The following is a 15,688-nucleotide window of genomic DNA, read 5'->3' as shown; positions in this document are numbered from 1 at the left end:
GGTTAAGGCCAGCGACGCAACACCAGCGAGGTGTTAATACCGCCAAACGCGAAGTTGTTCGTCTGAATAAATTCGCAGTCGATAGCGCGCGGCGCATGCATGATGTAATCGAGCGCGCCGCACTGGTCATCCGGCTGACGCAGGTTAAGCGTCGGCGCGAACGCGCCTTCACGCATCATTTCGAGGCTCATCCACGCCTCCAGCGCGCCGCACGCGCCAAGCGTGTGGCCGAAATAGCTTTTCAGCGAAGAAATTGGCGTGTGCTCGCCGAATACAGCGGCGGTGGCCTGCGTTTCGGCGATATCGCCCCGGTCGGTGGCGGTGCCGTGAGCGCAGATATACCCGATGTCCTGTGGCGTAAGCGCCGCCATCGATAACGCACGTTCAATGCAAATCTGCATCGTTTCGCGCTGCGGCTGCGTAATATGCGCGGCGTCGCAGTTGGTGTAAAAGCTGACGATCTCCCCGTAAATAGTGGCGCCGCGCGCTTTCGCGTGCTCCAGCTCTTCCAGAATTAACGTTCCGGCGCCTTCGCCAATGACCAGGCCGTCGCGGTCTTTATCGAACGGCGCGGGCGTGGTTTTCGGGGCCTCGTTGCGCTGGCTGGTGGCGAAGAGGGTGTCGAAGACCGCCGCTTCGGAAGGGCATAACTCTTCTGCGCCGCCCGCCACCATGACAGTCTGATAACCGTGGCGGATAGCCTCCCAGGCGTAACCGATGGCCTGGCTGCCGGAGGTACAGGCGCTGGAGGTGGGGATCACGCGTCCTTTCAGCCCGAAGAAAAGCCCGGTATTCACGGCGGTGGTGTGCGGCATCATCTGGACATACGTGGTGCCGGTAATATTGTTGGTGTGTTTCTCCGTCAGCATAGTCGCGAATTCGCTCACCGGGCCGGTGCTGCCGGTCGATGAGCCGTAGGCGATGCCCGTTTCGCCGCTGGTCAGCACGGGGTCGTCGATAAGGCCCGCCATCTCCAGCGCCAGCTCCGTCGCGCGGGTAGACATCAGCGACACTCTGCCCATCGAGCGGATGCGTTTACGGGTGTAGTGATCCGGCGTCACGAAATCATCGACGGGCGCGCCCAGCAGGGTATGCAGCCCGTCGTAGACCTGCCATTCCGGCATTTTGCGCACGGCGTTTTCGCCCGCTTTCAGACGCGCGGCCACCGCCTGCCAGGTCTCACCAAAGGCTGTGACGCCCGCCATTCCGGTAATAACAACGCGGCGCATCATAGCATTCCCCCGTTGATGGAGATGACCTGGCGGGTAACGTAGCCCGCGATATCGGACATCAGATAGCTGGCGAGGCCCGCGACTTCGTCGGCCTGGCCCATGCGTTTCATCGGGATAATGCTCATCGCTTCTTTTAAGGCCGCTTCTTCCATGTCAATCATGCCGGTGTCAATCAGGCCAGGCGCGATGCAGTTGACGGTGATTTTGCGCTTCGCAAGCTCGATCGCCAGCGCTTTCGTCGCGCCGATAATGCCCGCTTTGGCCGCGCTGTAGTTAACCTGCCCGCGATTGCCCATGATCCCGGAGACGGAAGAGACCGTCACAATCCTTCCCCCCTGACGGGCGGCGATCATCGGCATAATGCAGGGCTGCACCACGTTATAAAAACTGTCGAGATTGGTATGGATAACCGCGTCCCAGTCATCGTCGCTGAGCGCCGGAAACGCGCCGTCCCGGGTGATGCCCGCGTTACTGACGAGGCCATACCAGGCGCCGTGGCGTTCAATATCGGCTTCAAGCGTGGCACGGCACGCGTCACGCTGGCTGACGTCGAAACAGAGCAGACGCCCCGTGCCGCCGGCGTCGGTGATGGCGCGTAGCGTCTCCTGCGCGCCGTTTTCGTCGCGATGATAATGTACCCCGACGGTAAAACCGTCGGCAGCCAGCTGACGAGCAATCGCCCGGCCAATGCCTTTGCTGGCTCCGGTAACCAGAACTGATCGACTCATGTAGAGGCTCCCTGAGAAAAAAGCTGATTCAGCTCGGCGTTATCCGGCTGAAAGGTATTAATGCGTCCACGGGCGAGGCTCGCCCCGTCGGCGTGGAGAACGGCGTCGAAACTGCCGAATTTTTCATCCTGCAACAGCAGGGTCACGTCGATGTCCAGCACGCTGCCGCGCGCAAAAACGCTGTGCTGACATTGCAGGTCGCGCACGCCCAAAATCATGCCGAGCGCGATGCCCGGCTCACCGCGCGTCGTGCGGTGCCAGCCGGACCAGACGCCCACTGTCTGCGCCATCAGCTCCATCGCGTACCAGGCGGGAAGGTCGCCTTCGGCGGTCAGAAACGGTGCCAGCACGCCCTGCGGCGACACGGTGACGCGACACCGCGCGCTGTTGTCGCTTATCGTCAGGACGCTTTCCAGAAGCAGCATCGGGGTTTCATGCGGTAAATAAGCGCCAGGCGCCAGATAAGGGGTCACGACATCCTCCCGAATAACAGGCTGGTATTGTTGCCGCCAAAAGCGAATGAATTAGAAAGCACGTAAGGCCGACGCAGCGGCGTCGGGGCGTGCAGAATGCCGCAATCCGGCAGGGTTTCATCGGGCGAATAACGCGCAAAATCTTGCGCAGGCAGGGGCAGCGCGCGTGCAAGAATGAGCGCGCTGATAATCGCTTCGCAAATCCCGGCCGCGCCGAGCGTATGTCCGGTGAGGTGTTTGGTGGAACTGCACGGCACGCGATTGCCAAACAGCGTATGCACCACCTGCGACTCGATTTTATCGTTAAGCGGGGTGGCGGTGCCGTGCAGGTTGATATAACCGATATCTTCCGGCGCAAGGCTCGCTTCGCGCAGCGCCTGTGTAATAGCCCGGATAGCGCCTTCGCCTTCCGGATGCGGCGCAGAAATATGGTACGCGTCGCTGGACTCGCCCGTACCGAGCAGCGCGATGGCCTGCGGCTGCGAGGTCAGCAGCATTAGCCCGGCTCCTTCGCCGATGGTAATGCCGCAACGGTCGCGACCAAAGGGCTCGCACAGGCGAGAGGAGAACGACTCAAGGCTGTCAAAACCATTGACCGGCATCCGGCTTAACGTGTCGGCCCCGCCGACAATCGCGACATCCGCAAGGCCCGCTTCAATCAGGCGTTTCCCGCTGATAACCGCCCTGGCGCTGGAGGAGCAGGCGGTCGACAGCGTGAAGGCCGGGCCCTGTAATTGCAGCCACGCGGCAAGAAAACGCGAAGGATCGCCTAACTCCTGCTGGTAGTAGTGCCAGTCGGTCGCGTCGTCGTTATTAAAGTGCGCTTCGAGGTGCCGGTCGCTTTCATCAAGGCCCGACGTGCTGGTGCCCAGCACCACGGCCACCCGATCGCGGCCATACTGCGCAATGGCGGCATCAACCTGCGGCTGTATTTGCGCAAGGGCGGCCAGCAGGAGCTGATTATTTCGGGAACGGTGCGCCCGGAAGGCGTCCGGGATCGCCGGGAGCGGGCCTTCAACGCCGCCCAGCATGGCGTCCTGCCCCTGTTGCAACCAGCCGCTGCGCAGCTTCATGCCCGGCACGACGCCGCTTTGCAGGCTGGCGGCGGTATCATCAAGCGTGGTGCCGAGCGCGCTGACCATCCCCATGGCGGAAACGTAAATCATCTCAGTCGTCCAGATATTGAATCGTGATGTGGTAGTGGAACACCGCCTGCTCAATGCTGATGGGCTGGCGCAACGCCCCGCGCTCCAGATAGGTGATCCGCGTGACCAGCTTGCCGTCGCTGTCGCGCAGTTCGCGGCGATCGAGATGGTCTGTCAGCGTCCAGCCTGCCGGTAAATGCGCCCGCCAGGCGTCAACCGGCCAGTGGCTGAGCATGATATCGGCCAGCACCTGGCTTGCGGGCGGCAGCTGCGGGACGACGATGGACTGCTCCGTATGAATGCCGCGGCTGTCGTAGGTTGCGAGAAACAGCCGGATACCCACCGACGAGAGCCCCGCCAGCGTGATTTTTTCGCGATCGGCGTTCAGCATCACCAGCAGTGACTGCTTTTGCCCGTTGAATTCGCCGGTCAGCAATTGTTGGCTGTTCACCGCAGGCGTAATCCCCGGCGGTGGCAGCGTTACGCGCACGCCAGGTTTGAGCCAGGCCTGCGGATGCGGATCGTTCTGCCCGTGGGTATGCGACGTACAGCCAACCGACAGCGTGAGCGCGAGCAGCAGGCCCGCATGCCAGAGAGAGTTTCTCATCGTGATTTTCTCGTTTTGCGACGTTCCGGCATGGCCAGAGGAGAGAGTAAAAAGGCGACGAAAATGCCGCAGCACAGTACGGTGCCGAAACCACTGATCGCCTGTGTGGCGCTGAAAACCAGCATGCCGAGCGTCAGCAGGGTCGTTATCATCGCAAGCGTGATGGCCACCAGTGACGTCAGCGGCGTACCGCGCGGATTGCTGAAAAAGAGCGTGTAGTTAATACCGATGCCGAGTACGAGCACGAGGGCCAGCAGGGAAAAGATATTCAGCGGTTGTCCGGTAAAGGCGAGCGCGGCCAGGCCTGCGGCCAGCGAAAGCAGAGACGGCACCAGGCTTATCAGCCCCTTACGCAACCCGAGACGCATCACCGCGCCGATGGCGATAATGATAAGCGCCACCCCTAACAGGCCCGTCAGCACATGGCGATAAAGGGAAAACAGCGCGTCAAAGGACGCCTTTCTGTCCACCCAGGCGACGCCAGGCTGGCGTGCGGCGATGTCGCCTAACGCTGCGCTGTCGCGCACGCCATCGACCGGGACCAGCGCGCCGCTGGTACCATCGGGCAGCGTCAGCCACATCAGCCGCCATCCTTCGCTGGCCGGGCTCGCCAGCCAGTTTTCCAGCGTGACGGGCATCGGGGCGCTATTGATGGACGCGACCGGAATACCAGCCTGCGTCAGACGCGCAGTGATGGTCGGCGCCGCCGCCTGAATCAGCGCGACATCACGCTGCTGGCGGGCTTGCGAGTTCAGCGGGATCAGGCGATAACGCGCCAGCCAGCCCTGTTCGCGCGCGGTCTCAAGGCGCGGCGCGAAGGCTTCCATACGCTCCAGCGTCTCCTGCGGCGTCTGCCCGTAGACCACGAACCATTTCTGATCGCTGCCCTGGCCGGTCATGGCGGCGATCGCTTTTTCCTGCGCCAGTAAATCGGGCGGTAATGCCTGGAGTTGCGCAATATCGTCATTCACACGCAGCGTGGCGATGCCTGCGGCGGACACCAGCGCGATGCACACCGGCAGCCCGATAATCAGACGCTTATTGCGCCGCCAGGCGGCGAGCGCGGGCAGCAGCAGCGAGAGCGCCGGCGCCGGGCGCACGGGCAGGCCGCGACACAAGAGCGGATGCCAGAAGATCACGGTCAGCCCGGAGGCGCTCAGCCCGATGGCGGCGAACAGCGCCATCTGCCGAATGCCAGGAAACGGCGCGAGCATCATCACCAGATACGCCGCGACGGTGGTCAACAACGCCTGCAACAGCGTTTTGCCTACTTTGGCCATACTTTGCTGGGGCGAGGCTTCCTGACCGTGGATCATGCGCTCGGTCAGGTAGTAGAGCGTATAGTCGGCAGAAATACCGATAACGCTGACGCTCATCACCAGCGTCATCAGGTGCAATTCGCCGAACACCAGCAGCGTGACCGCGCAGCCCGCCAGCGCGCCGGTGCCGACAGAAAGCAGGCACAGCAGCAGCGGACGCAGCGAACGGAAGGTCACCACGATAAGCGCAATCACGCCGAGGATCGTGGCAAGACCTAACGTCGAGACATCCTGCTTCGCCTGCTGGCTGGCGTAGTCGCTGTAAAACGCCGTGCCGCGCGACATCACCTGGGCGTTCGGAAACTGCGCCTTCAGCGCCTGCCCGGCGGCGTTTAACGCCACGACCATTTCATGCGTCCGGGTCATATCGAAGGAGGAACCGGCCAGTTCGCCGTGCAGTAAATACCAGTAATTACCCCTGTCGTCCTGCGCGGTCAGCCATCCCTGCATCAGACGCAGACGACTGGCGTTTTGCGCCAGCGCCATTTGCGCGCCGCGCACCAGCATCAGCGGATCGTTGCGCAGCTCTTTGCCGCTGACGCCGGAAAACGCCGAGTAGACCTGTGACAGGATCCACTGCGCCTGGTTCTCACCGCCGTTTTCCAGACGGCGGCGCGTTTGCGCATCGAGATTGCCGTTGCGATGTTCAAAGTAAAACGCGCCCCACGCCTGCTGCTGATGCGCGTCCATCGGGCCTTTCACGTCGCGCAGAAACGAGAAGCCGCGCAGCGTCTCCAGCCAGCGCTGCGCGACCTGCGGATCGGCGGTTTTTCCGCTGCTAACCATCCAGACGACCTGGCGATCGAGACGCTGCATAAAGCCGTCATGCAGCGCAGGCGGAATGTCGCCGAGCGTTTGCTGCGGCAGCAGGGCCAGCACGCTGCTGTTAATGCGTGCGTGAGGCAACTGCGCGCACAGCGTCGCCGCAAGCAGCAGGCACACGCCAAGCCACGCCAGCGCGAACCGCCGTGGATACTCAGAAAGCAAAGCGTTGACGTTCTTCATCGGTCAGGGTCGCAGGCTCAAGATGGTGCTGGCTAAAGACGATGTCGGTCTGGTCGCCTTGTTTATCAGACAGGTTGATGGTTTCCAGATAGTCGCGGCCCTGGAGTTCTATCGAGGCGAAGATTTTATCCAGCGGCGTGGTGACCGGCGTCAGCGCCAGACGCCAGCGGCCCTGACCGTTGTCCTGAAAGTCGATGCGAAAGTTTTGCTCAAGCACCTTGCGGTCCGCCTGGAACAGCGCGCGGAGCAAGTGATTAAACTGGAACATCTGCGGGTTGTTTTGCGCCGTCACGACCTGCGGCGGCTGGTCATTGATTTGCTGCGCCATCCGCGTGTCGTCAAGCAGCAGGGTCATGGGAAACGGCTGCGTCTGACGCCAGAGCAGGCCTTTGTCGCGCGCAATAATCATCTCTCCCCGCGAGCGCAGCGGTTGCGGCATATCTTTAATGGTGCGGGTCTGTTCGAAATGCGCACGCACGACCGGCTGTTGCGTAAAGCGCTGCTGGAGTTCATCAAGCGTTACCGCGCTGGCAACAGGCCCGCAGAGCAGTAATAACAAGGCCCAGAATTTCATACTGTAATTCCCATGCGTTCAAAGAGAATGGCCGGACTGACAAAACACATTTCCCGGCTCTGCTCTTCAACAGCGACCTGAATGGTGTAGCCCGTCGTGGTGCGTTTACCGGTTTGCGCATCGAAAATCGTGTAACCGATGCGTAGCCGGTTTTCATATTCTTCGATCGTGGCGCGCACCCGGATATGTTGCTCAAACGTCAGGGCGTCGCGGTATTTCACGCGCGTGTCGACCACCGGCCACACGTAGCCGGAGGCCTTCATTTGCCGGTATCCGTAGTTGAACTGGTTAAGCAGCGCCTCGCGGGCTATCTCGAAATAGCGAAAATAGTTGCCATGCCAGACGACGCCCATCGAGTCGACGTCATGAAAAGGGATGGCGAGTTGAACTTCCGCAGTGAAGCGGGGATCGTTTAACACCTTAAGACTCCTCGTTCCGTTCGTCTGTCGCGACCGTTGCGTCGGGCAGGCGCCAGAAATCGTAAAAGTTGAACCATTCAAGCGGTGACTGGAGCGCGTAGTACTCCAGCCGTGCGGCATAGCGATCGACGGCGTCCTGCAGCGCCTGCTGACGCTGTCCGCGCGGGAGCGTCAGCGGGTTCGCGAACGGCTCAAGAAACAGATGCAGCTTTTTGCGCAGATGGAGCGCGAAGACGACATCCACCGGGCAGCGTAAGGCGGCGGCGAGAATAAACGGCCCCTGCGGGAAGGGCGCAGGCTGGCCCATAAACATGCTCCAGATAACGCGCCACTGGCCGCCGCGCTGAGGATTGACCGCGATACGATCGCCGACGATCGCCACCCACTCGCCGCGATCGAGTTTGTCCTTCAGCAGCATGGCGGTATCGGGGCCGATATCCGTCACTGGGATCAGGTTGACGCCCGCGTCGGGAGCCGCCTCTTCCATAATTTGTTTAAAGCGCTGCGCATTTTCACTGAACACCAGCGCGTTAATGACGATATCGCCGTGACGTTCAGCCAGCGCCCGGCAGGCTTCGACATCGCCGAGATGAGAGGCCAGCAGGAGCCGGCCCTGTTGCGGTCGCGCAGCGATGGCGGCCTGCGCTTCTGGCGAGATAATCACTTCATGGCCAGGGCGGAACTCGCCGCGCCAGCTCGCCACTTTATCGAGCATGGTTTCGCCGAAGCGTAAAAAGTGGCGATAGCTGCTGAGCCGTTCCGGTAAGGGCTGCTGGCGCAGCGCGAGGGTGTGCCGCACGCGCGAGATCCACTGGCGCGAGGCCTGGCGCGCTTCTGTGGCGGTTAGCCAGTAGACGGCTATCACCGGGCGCAGCAGCGCGCTAAACGCCCGGCGTCCCAGAAGACGCCACACGGCTATCATGATGCGCATCCCCAGCAGGCCTTTTCTCTCCTGCTGGCGCGCCCAGTGCTGCTGGCGTCGACGCCATAACAGGCCCGGCGCGCGCGGCAGCATGCCGAAAAAGAGTCGGGTATGCATCCAGGAGATACGGCAGTTGTCCCGCAGCGCGTCGAAATGCGAAATGCCGTCGTGCGGATAGGTGACGCGGGTGGGGATAAAATAGCTGGGATGGCCCTGCCAGTAGAGGCGCACCATGATTTCGGTATCGAAATCCATCCGTTTGCCGGGCATATGGCGCTGCGCCTGGGCGAGCGTCGCTGCGACCGGGTAAACGCGAAACCCGCACATGCTGTCTTTTAACGACAGCGACAGCGTTTCAATCCAGACCCAGACATGCGTTATCCAGCGTCCGTAACGCCGCGCGCGCGGCATAGAATCATCATAAACAGGATGACCGGAGATAAGCGCGTCGGGGTGCTGGCGCGCGAGCGCTAAAAAGGCGGGAATATCCTCCACCGCATGTTGCCCGTCGGCATCGACCTGCACTGCGTGGGTATAGCCCTGCGCCGCCACATGGCGAAGCCCTTCGATGACCGCCACGCCTTTCCCCGCATTACGGGGCAACCGCACCAGCGTCAGCGAGGGATAGCGCTGGACCAGCGCGTCCAGCGTGGCGCGCGTCGGCGCGTCGCTGCCGTCGTCAATGATGAAACAGGGCAGGGCGAAGGGCGCCAGGCGGACCAGAACGTTTTCTATCAGGCTGCCGTGGTTGTAGCACGGGATAACCACGCAGGGCTGAAAGGCGGCGGTCTCTAGCGACATAGCTTGATTTTCCCGCTGCTCGACAACACGCGCGTTTCGCCCGCCAGCCGGTGGTAGCTGAAGGAGAGTACGTTACGCGCCTCGTTCCAGTCGAGCGTGAGCAGAACATCGCAGCCCGGCAGCAGCGGCGCCTGGAATTTCACGTTCTGAATGCCCTGGAAGCGGTAGTCGGGCGCCAGGATAGCCTGAGCGTAGTGCATCACCCAGTCGAGCTGCGCGACGCCTGGCAGCAATGGCTGAACGGGAAAATGCCCTTTAAACCAAAACAGCGTGGGATCAAGGCGCAACACGATCTCAGCCTGATGCGAAGAGGGCTGATGGCGTTGGATCTCATGAGGGGTCATGAAAAAGTTCCTCTAATTGCGCATAGACACGCTTGTTCATACTGTTCACCGGAATTTCATCCACGATGCGCCAGTAGCGGGGAATGGCGACGGGCTCAAGCCACGGCAGCAGGGCGCGACGCCATGACAGCGCAAGCGGTGTGCCCGCGCTTTGCAGTTGCTGAGGCGCGCCGTCGTGGTCGAGCACGACCAGCACGCCGACGCCCTGGCGTCCGCCGCGTGTGACCGGCAGCGCAGCGACATCCCGTATGCCTTTAATGGCGAGCATCCGGCGCTCGATATCGCTTAAGGAAATCCGTTTTTCTTCGATCTTCACGACGCGCCCCTGGCGGCCTGCGAGCTGGAACCGGCCGTCTTCCAGCACGCGCAGCGCATCATCAAGCAACAACCCTTCCTGTTCGGGGATGATGGCAGAGCGCGCACGCCAGCGGTCCTGCTCCGGCGTGAGTACGACGCCGGGGAAAGGCTGCCAGGGCTTATCGTCCAGATCGCGGTAACGCCAGGCGAGCACGCCGGTTTCCGTACTGCCATAAATTTCATCTGGCGTAATGCCGGTCCAGGCAATCGTCTGCTGCACATCCTGCCAGGGCAGCATGCCGCCTGCGGAGATAATTAACGCCAGTGACGGCGCGGCGAGCTGGTTATCCAGGCGTTTAAGAAAGGCCGGGCTGCTGATAAAGGCGTAGGTGTGTCCGGGCGGTAGCGCGGCAAGCTGTTCGGCGTAATAGAGCATGGCCGTGTGAAGCGGCAGCCCCAACGCCATCGGTAGCATGATGCGAAACGACAGGCCATAGAGGTGCTGCGGCACGACCGACGCCGCCACGCGGCACCCTTTGAGGCGCGAGGCGAAGCGTGACGCCAGCAGCGAGGCTTCTTTATCCAGGCACGCAACGGGTTTACGCACCCGCCGTGGCTGACCGGTTGAGCCGGACGTAAACAGCTCGACATAGCTGTCCGGCGCTATCGCGGGCGGCGTCTGGCACGGCGCATCGCCCGGTTGAGCGCAGGCGACCACCAGCGTCGGGCCGCCCCAGTTCATCGTGTGATCGCTCAGGACGCCGTCGAATAGCCCTTGCTGCTCCTGTAAAACCGCAATACGGCTATGGCCTGGAATTACCGGCACTTTGCCGGCATGCAGCGCAGCCAGCAGCGCGGTAATGAACAGATAGCTGTCTTCAAAGCAGAGCGCCCAGCGCTCGCCGGGCTGCGCCAGAAGCGTCTGCGTCCAGCGCGAGACATCAACGCGCAGCTGCCCGAGCGTCCATTCGCGGCTGCATGACCAGGCGATAACCGTGTCGTCAGGCCGCGGCGCGCTCAGCCACTGCGCGACAGGTAACGTAGAAGGGGTCATATCGCGCTCCGCTGAATCACCCGGCGGCGCACCAGCCATTCGCCCGCCATCAGAAGGCCCATGAGCACGTAGGCGATGGCGCCGTTCCAGAGTGTCCAGAGCGACGTATCGCCAGAGAGGCAGGTCGCGGCGGCGACGGTGCCGTTGACGATAAAAAAGAGGCTCCAGATTTGCGTCACTTTGCGGGTATACCGGACGGCGGGCGCGGGCAGATCGGGCTCACGCAGCCGCGCGAGACGCTCAACGAGCGGCATGCCGCGCCAGAGCGAGCTGCCAAAGAGCGCCAGCATCACGGTATTCACGGCCACCGGATACCACAGCAGCACATCCTGTTGTTTCAGCGCCGCGCTGGCAAGACAGAGCGTGATACCCGCAAGCGCGACACCTGTCGACATCACGCGGCCGGGGCCTGTCATCCGGCGGGCCTGATACAGCCGCGCCAGCAGCAGCAGCGCCAGTACGGGGATCATCCAGCCCATCATGTTCAGCCTGATGCCGAGCAGGATAACAAAAGGCCAGGCCACCATGAGCGCCACGGAAAGCGGCGCGCTACAGCGACGCAGCACGGTCAGGATCTCAGCCATTTGCGCTTATTCTTCGCTAAGCAGACGCTCGACTGCGTCCACTACGTCCTGAACGGTGCGTACGGATTTAAACGTCTCGGGCTTAATTTTCTTGCCGGTCTTTTTTTGCAGATGCACAACCATATCGACGGCATCAATGCTGTCCAGCTCCAGATCTTCATACAGCCGCGCCTGCGGCGTGATGTCCTCAGGATCGATTTCGAATAATTTGACGAGAAGTCCGGAAACTTCCTGATAAATAGCGTGTTGATCAACCATAACAAACTCGTTTTATGCGCGTTGGGAATGAATAAAAGACGCCAGCGAGGCGACAGAGAAAAAGTGCTGACGCATCTCTTCGCTTTCTGCGGAAAGCACAACGCCGTATTGGTTTTTAACTGCCAGCCCCAGTTCAAGCGCGTCGATAGAATCGAGACCCAGCCCGTCGCCAAACAGGGCGGCGTCGGTTTCAATATCATCGGCGCTCAGTTCTTCGAGGTTGAGCGTGTTGATAATCAGATTTTTAATTTCAAGATAAAGCGCTTGCATCGTTGTGGATCCCTGCCAAAGGTGTGGTTTGCTGTGATAACTGGGACAAGAGGTGTCGGTTAAGCTGACGAGCCGCCAGCGCAGGCTCGATGCCCTCATGCACCTCACAAAAATCTGCGGTATGGATTCTTTTCCCTGCCGTGACGACAAACACCGGTTTGCGCGCGGGGACGTGATACCACTTGCTCTGCTTATCCAGCAGATGTTCGCTGCACGAAATGGTCACGACTCTCAGGTCCGCCTGACAGCGCACGGCGATATTGGCCGCGCCGCGTTGCAGGCGCATCGGTTCGCCCGCGCGGGTGCGCGTGCCTTCCGGGAAAATAAGCAGGGTGTCATCGCCGCGCAGGCGCTTTTCGCTCTCGGGCAAAAGCCGGTCGGCCTGGCTGTTAATCAGATAATCGGCGGCCCGGATCACGCCGCTGACGAAGGGGTTTCGCAGCAGGTCGGCTTTCACCAGACAGTCGGTTTCCGGCATCACCGAGGCGATAAGAACGTAGTCAATGAGCGTCGGGTGATTCGCCACCACCAGACAGCCCCGTTCATCGCGCAGCGTCTGCGCGCCGTTGATGTGGTAATCCAGCACGCCCACCGCTTTTGACACGCGCAGGAAAAAGCGAAAGCTGGCGGCAATGCTGCGTCTGGCGAGGCGTCGACGACGCCGGGCGTTGCGCTCTGCCAGGTTTAACAGATTGAACCAGACCACGGATAACAGCAGCCCGCCCACGCCGAAAAGCGTAAAGCAGAACGCGGTCATCAGAAGCCGCCAGAGCCAGTTGAGGCGCGCTGCGAAGCCGGTCATACGCGGCTCCAGCGCCATTCCATGCGCTCGCCCGCCAGCGTGAAATCGGCCTGCCCTTGCAGGTAATAACGCAGGAATTGCAGGCTCTGGGAAAGCGTTGGTTCAGGGGCAGGCGCGGCGGGTTGCGTCTGGCACTGTAATGCCGCGCCGGATTCAATCACCAGCGCGACGGCATAGGCCCATCCCGGCATGCCTTGCGGCACGCGCGAGTGGTAAAACTCAGGCAGCACGCCGTCAAAATCGACCATCAGCACGCGCTGGTAGCCCGCCTGTAACAGGCATATTACTTCGCAAAGCCCTTGCTGAAAGGTGTCTGCGCCCGCCGAGAGCGACGACGACACGAGCGGCTGGCTGGCCGCGATAGTCAGGTTGCCAACCGCAGAATTGTGTACGGACATCGCGAAATCGGTCGGCGAAAGCGGCTGGCGGGAGGTTAGCGCCGTCAGAATGCGGAAATTGCGCTCCAGCTCGCCATGGCGGCTGGTAAACAGCACCGCGTCAATGGCATGGCGGCGCAGCATCGTCAACCCGCACTCGACCGCCAGACGGCTGCCGGAGGCGAGACGGCGCGCTGTCATCATCGGCAGGGCGGTGAGCTTCGCCTGCGGCGCCGCCGGATCGACAGGCAGCTCGCGGCACGCCCAGTCCATCCACTGCGCCGTTTCACTGAGCCCCGGCGCTCTGGCCTCCCAGTCAACAAGGTTTAATGCAAAATTCATTCACGCGATTCCGCCGCACATAAGACATTTTTCTGACTCAGAAGCATCAGGAAAAGGGTGCTGCGACCATTTTACTGTGACTCAAAATCATCGGTGACTTCTCAGGTTTTCTGGCATATCAGCAGGGTATGCCCGGTCCCGAGATGGTCGATTTGTTGTTTAACGTTAAAGCCCGCCGCTTCAAGCCAGGCGGTAAACTTCACGACGCTGTAAAAACGGCTGTTGCCGTTCGCCATGCAGGTGAAGTAGAGCGACGAGGCATTCAGACTGAACGACGCCGCTTCAAATTTTTGCGCATCCCAGAAGAGCTCCATGACGCATAAATGCGCGCCCGGCTTCATAACGCCCGCGACGCGCGTCAGCATGGCGACAATCTGCTCGGGTGAAAAACAGTCGAGAAACTGGCTCATCCACCAGATATCCGCTTCATCCGGCAGCGGCGACTGCGCCAGCATGTTCACCGGATGAAAATCAATGCGATCCGCCATACCCGCGGCGCTGACCGCCTCGCGCGCCAGCGCGATTTGCTCCGGCAAATCCAGCAGCGTTACGCGCACGTCTTTGTTATATCGGCAGCAACGCAGCGCCCATTTACCGGTATTTCCGCCAACGTCATAAATTAAATTCGGCTTAAGGGCGAAAACGTGCGGCAGAACGGCGTCAAAGGCGGCGTCCGAGTAGTAGTGATCGAAGGCAAACCAGCTGCTTTTGGCGGGCTCAGGCAACTGCGACAGCGCCGGATAAATCGTCGGCCACTCGCCAAAAACTTTGAGCCCTTCGGGCGTGCCTTTTTCCAGGGCGTCGCGCAGGAAGTAGAGCCCCTGGTAACAGACGTCCTGGGTGAAATCCATGTTTACCCGCGTCATTTTGTCATGCAGCAGGAAATGGCCGGTTCTTGCGAGAAAATAGCGCTCGTCTCGCTGGAAGAGAATGCGGCCGCTCAGGCCCATATCGAGCAGAATGCTGACGGCGTAAGGGCTTAACGTGCAGGCATCGACGATCTCATCGAGCGTGGCGCCCTGCCGATGCTGGCCGTCCAGAAACGCGAGAATCCCCGCGTCGCGCAGGTTGATCGCCGCCTGAAAAAGCATCGGCGCAAAAGCGATACGCTGGGCTTCGGTTATCGCTTCCAGCGCGCTCAATGAATCGTTGTCGTAGTGAGCGGACACAGTACTTTCCTTAGTGTTGACGCAGAAAAGCCGGTGCCCGCAGGCCCGGCTTAGATCATCAGGCGATTACAGATCCGCACCCGTTGAGAGATTCAGCTGGATATCTTTATCGAGGTTATTCACCCAGCGGTTATAGTTTTTATGAATTTTGCCGTTGGAGGCTTTCAGGTTTGAACTGCCAACGTAATTGATGGAGTAGCCGTTAGCGCTGTAAGGAATGCGAATTTCGGCGGAGTGATCGCGGTTTTTCAGGCGGCCATTAATAACGCCCGGGCCTGCATCCGTCATCATCCAGTCGCGTTGTTTCCCTGCTTTGAGAATGGCCGTTCTGACCTGTTGCGCCGTATGCGTGCCGCTGACCGTGGACTGAATATTATCCACTGGCGCAGTACGCGCGCAGCCTGCCAGAGCAACTGCCACCGCCAGCGCGGCGACCCATTTAGTGACCTTTTTCATATCATCTCCATATTTCATTTATGAGTAACGCAACAGGGTGAAGAGACGGCTGTGTACGTCTCGCCACGCATCATTTCACCGGCATACCGCCAGTGCCGCCGTTGGGGCGTTAAGGCCATCGAGTAAATTATCTAAAAAGGCGGGCTATCTTCTGGCTTGCAACAAGACGTGTTGAGCGGCGTCTGGTTGGCATTAGATGCTATTACTTTTTAAAATCAGAATTTACTTATTTATACAAATAGTAAAATAATGCTAGCGCGTAAGCAATAGCATCCCGGTAATAGCAATTAAGTGAACACACATCTTTATAAGCCGTTGTTTCAAAGATTGTTTATATCGGCGGTTTTCGTAATGCGGTTAAGTGTTGGCGGGCGCTTGTTCGGGAAATCATTGAAAGTTCAATGACATCAGAGCAATGAAAAATAATTGTGAAACAATTGAAATTAATTCGTTTGAATCTGTTCGCCGTCAAGGCGTAATAGCCGGAAATAAGACGAGGCTTGTTTCAGA

18 protein-coding genes are annotated in these 15,688 nt (G+C 60.3%); all 18 read right to left on the bottom strand.

Going from position 1 to position 15,688, the window contains the following annotated elements:
• Nucleotides 1–2: 2 nt before the first annotated feature.
• Nucleotides 3–1,232 (bottom strand): beta-ketoacyl-ACP synthase, encoded by a 1,230-nt coding sequence (locus AFK67_RS19585; RefSeq protein WP_007730667.1) that lies wholly within the window; start codon nucleotides 1,230–1,232, stop codon nucleotides 3–5.
• Nucleotides 1,229–1,960 (bottom strand): 3-ketoacyl-ACP reductase FabG2, encoded by a 732-nt coding sequence (locus tag AFK67_RS19580; RefSeq protein WP_007730666.1) that lies wholly within the window; start codon nucleotides 1,958–1,960, stop codon nucleotides 1,229–1,231. Before AFK67_RS19580 ends, AFK67_RS19585 begins: the two co-directional genes overlap by 4 nt.
• Complete coding sequence (locus tag AFK67_RS19575; protein WP_007730665.1) at nucleotides 1,957–2,433, bottom strand: hotdog family protein; 477 nt, start codon at nucleotides 2,431–2,433, stop codon at nucleotides 1,957–1,959. Before AFK67_RS19575 ends, AFK67_RS19580 begins: the two co-directional genes overlap by 4 nt.
• On the bottom strand, nucleotides 2,430–3,599 hold the full coding sequence (locus AFK67_RS19570) for a beta-ketoacyl-[acyl-carrier-protein] synthase family protein (RefSeq protein WP_007730664.1): 1,170 nt from the start codon (nucleotides 3,597–3,599) through the stop codon (nucleotides 2,430–2,432). The genes AFK67_RS19575 and AFK67_RS19570 overlap by 4 nt, the downstream gene beginning before the upstream one ends.
• 1 nt (nucleotide 3,600) lies before the next feature.
• A complete protein-coding gene (locus AFK67_RS19565) occupies nucleotides 3,601–4,185 on the bottom strand; it encodes a DUF3261 domain-containing protein (RefSeq protein WP_007730663.1) in 585 nt (194 codons plus the stop codon).
• The gene (locus AFK67_RS19560) at nucleotides 4,182–6,509 is read right to left on the bottom strand and encodes an MMPL family transporter (protein ID WP_007730661.1); all 2,328 of its coding nucleotides are present in this window, start codon (nucleotides 6,507–6,509) and stop codon (nucleotides 4,182–4,184) included. Before AFK67_RS19560 ends, AFK67_RS19565 begins: the two co-directional genes overlap by 4 nt.
• Nucleotides 6,481–7,083: an outer membrane lipoprotein carrier protein LolA gene (locus AFK67_RS19555; protein ID WP_007730659.1), complete on the bottom strand. Its 603-nt coding sequence runs from the start codon at nucleotides 7,081–7,083 to the stop codon at nucleotides 6,481–6,483. Before AFK67_RS19555 ends, AFK67_RS19560 begins: the two co-directional genes overlap by 29 nt.
• Nucleotides 7,080–7,502: an acyl-CoA thioesterase gene (locus tag AFK67_RS19550; RefSeq protein ID WP_007730658.1), complete on the bottom strand. Its 423-nt coding sequence runs from the start codon at nucleotides 7,500–7,502 to the stop codon at nucleotides 7,080–7,082. The genes AFK67_RS19555 and AFK67_RS19550 overlap by 4 nt, the downstream gene beginning before the upstream one ends.
• A gap of 1 nt (nucleotide 7,503) precedes the next feature.
• The gene (locus AFK67_RS19545; protein ID WP_038884666.1) at nucleotides 7,504–9,225 is read right to left on the bottom strand and encodes a glycosyltransferase family 2 protein; all 1,722 of its coding nucleotides are present in this window, start codon (nucleotides 9,223–9,225) and stop codon (nucleotides 7,504–7,506) included.
• On the bottom strand, nucleotides 9,216–9,569 hold the full coding sequence (locus AFK67_RS19540; RefSeq protein WP_007730655.1) for an ApeI family dehydratase: 354 nt from the start codon (nucleotides 9,567–9,569) through the stop codon (nucleotides 9,216–9,218). The genes AFK67_RS19545 and AFK67_RS19540 overlap by 10 nt, the downstream gene beginning before the upstream one ends.
• Nucleotides 9,556–10,920 carry a class I adenylate-forming enzyme family protein gene (locus AFK67_RS19535; RefSeq protein WP_007730654.1) on the bottom strand — a complete coding sequence of 455 codons (1,365 nt, stop codon included), beginning with the start codon at nucleotides 10,918–10,920 and terminating at the stop codon, nucleotides 9,556–9,558. Before AFK67_RS19535 ends, AFK67_RS19540 begins: the two co-directional genes overlap by 14 nt.
• Nucleotides 10,917–11,504 (bottom strand): COG4648 family protein, encoded by a 588-nt coding sequence (locus AFK67_RS19530; RefSeq protein ID WP_007730653.1) that lies wholly within the window; start codon nucleotides 11,502–11,504, stop codon nucleotides 10,917–10,919. Before AFK67_RS19530 ends, AFK67_RS19535 begins: the two co-directional genes overlap by 4 nt.
• Before the next feature lie 6 nt (nucleotides 11,505–11,510).
• On the bottom strand, nucleotides 11,511–11,762 hold the full coding sequence (locus tag AFK67_RS19525; RefSeq protein WP_007730652.1) for an acyl carrier protein: 252 nt from the start codon (nucleotides 11,760–11,762) through the stop codon (nucleotides 11,511–11,513).
• 12 nt (nucleotides 11,763–11,774) lie between these two features.
• Nucleotides 11,775–12,032, bottom strand: a complete 258-nt coding sequence (locus tag AFK67_RS19520; RefSeq protein WP_007730650.1) for a phosphopantetheine-binding protein — start codon at nucleotides 12,030–12,032, stop codon at nucleotides 11,775–11,777.
• On the bottom strand, nucleotides 12,013–12,852 hold the full coding sequence (locus AFK67_RS19515) for a lysophospholipid acyltransferase family protein (RefSeq protein WP_032967607.1): 840 nt from the start codon (nucleotides 12,850–12,852) through the stop codon (nucleotides 12,013–12,015). The genes AFK67_RS19520 and AFK67_RS19515 overlap by 20 nt, the downstream gene beginning before the upstream one ends.
• Nucleotides 12,831–13,553 carry a beta-ketoacyl synthase chain length factor gene (locus AFK67_RS19510; protein ID WP_007730646.1) on the bottom strand — a complete coding sequence of 241 codons (723 nt, stop codon included), beginning with the start codon at nucleotides 13,551–13,553 and terminating at the stop codon, nucleotides 12,831–12,833. The genes AFK67_RS19515 and AFK67_RS19510 overlap by 22 nt, the downstream gene beginning before the upstream one ends.
• A 101-nt stretch (nucleotides 13,554–13,654) precedes the next feature.
• On the bottom strand, nucleotides 13,655–14,722 hold the full coding sequence (locus AFK67_RS19505) for a methyltransferase (protein ID WP_038884663.1): 1,068 nt from the start codon (nucleotides 14,720–14,722) through the stop codon (nucleotides 13,655–13,657).
• 66 nt (nucleotides 14,723–14,788) lie between these two features.
• Nucleotides 14,789–15,178: a hypothetical protein gene (locus AFK67_RS19500; RefSeq protein ID WP_007730643.1), complete on the bottom strand. Its 390-nt coding sequence runs from the start codon at nucleotides 15,176–15,178 to the stop codon at nucleotides 14,789–14,791.
• Between the last annotated feature and the right edge of the window lie 510 nt (nucleotides 15,179–15,688).

Origin of the sequence: Cronobacter dublinensis subsp. dublinensis LMG 23823, assembly GCF_001277235.1 — a bacterium.
GTDB lineage: Bacteria > Pseudomonadota > Gammaproteobacteria > Enterobacterales > Enterobacteriaceae > Cronobacter > Cronobacter dublinensis.
This window is presented reverse-complemented; position numbering and strand designations above follow the sequence as displayed.

Excerpts from the sequence above, each read along its gene's own strand:
- AFK67_RS19585 (WP_007730667.1), bottom strand. The coding sequence starts at position 1,232 with ATGATGCGCCGCGTTGTTATTACCGGAATGGCGGGCGTCACAGCCTTT.
- AFK67_RS19580 (WP_007730666.1), bottom strand. The coding sequence starts at position 1,960 with ATGAGTCGATCAGTTCTGGTTACCGGAGCCAGCAAAGGCATTGGCCGG.
- AFK67_RS19570 (WP_007730664.1), bottom strand. The coding sequence starts at position 3,599 with ATGATTTACGTTTCCGCCATGGGGATGGTCAGCGCGCTCGGCACCACG.
- AFK67_RS19565 (WP_007730663.1), bottom strand. The coding sequence starts at position 4,185 with ATGAGAAACTCTCTCTGGCATGCGGGCCTGCTGCTCGCGCTCACGCTG.
- AFK67_RS19560 (WP_007730661.1), bottom strand. The coding sequence starts at position 6,509 with ATGAAGAACGTCAACGCTTTGCTTTCTGAGTATCCACGGCGGTTCGCG.
- AFK67_RS19555 (WP_007730659.1), bottom strand. The coding sequence starts at position 7,083 with ATGAAATTCTGGGCCTTGTTATTACTGCTCTGCGGGCCTGTTGCCAGC.
- AFK67_RS19545 (WP_038884666.1), bottom strand. The coding sequence starts at position 9,225 with ATGTCGCTAGAGACCGCCGCCTTTCAGCCCTGCGTGGTTATCCCGTGC.
- AFK67_RS19540 (WP_007730655.1), bottom strand. The coding sequence starts at position 9,569 with ATGACCCCTCATGAGATCCAACGCCATCAGCCCTCTTCGCATCAGGCT.
- AFK67_RS19535 (WP_007730654.1), bottom strand. The coding sequence starts at position 10,920 with ATGACCCCTTCTACGTTACCTGTCGCGCAGTGGCTGAGCGCGCCGCGG.
- AFK67_RS19530 (WP_007730653.1), bottom strand. The coding sequence starts at position 11,504 with ATGGCTGAGATCCTGACCGTGCTGCGTCGCTGTAGCGCGCCGCTTTCC.
- AFK67_RS19525 (WP_007730652.1), bottom strand. The coding sequence starts at position 11,762 with ATGGTTGATCAACACGCTATTTATCAGGAAGTTTCCGGACTTCTCGTC.
- AFK67_RS19520 (WP_007730650.1), bottom strand. The coding sequence starts at position 12,032 with ATGCAAGCGCTTTATCTTGAAATTAAAAATCTGATTATCAACACGCTC.
- AFK67_RS19515 (WP_032967607.1), bottom strand. The coding sequence starts at position 12,852 with ATGGCGCTGGAGCCGCGTATGACCGGCTTCGCAGCGCGCCTCAACTGG.
- AFK67_RS19510 (WP_007730646.1), bottom strand. The coding sequence starts at position 13,553 with ATGAATTTTGCATTAAACCTTGTTGACTGGGAGGCCAGAGCGCCGGGG.
- AFK67_RS19500 (WP_007730643.1), bottom strand. The coding sequence starts at position 15,178 with ATGAAAAAGGTCACTAAATGGGTCGCCGCGCTGGCGGTGGCAGTTGCT.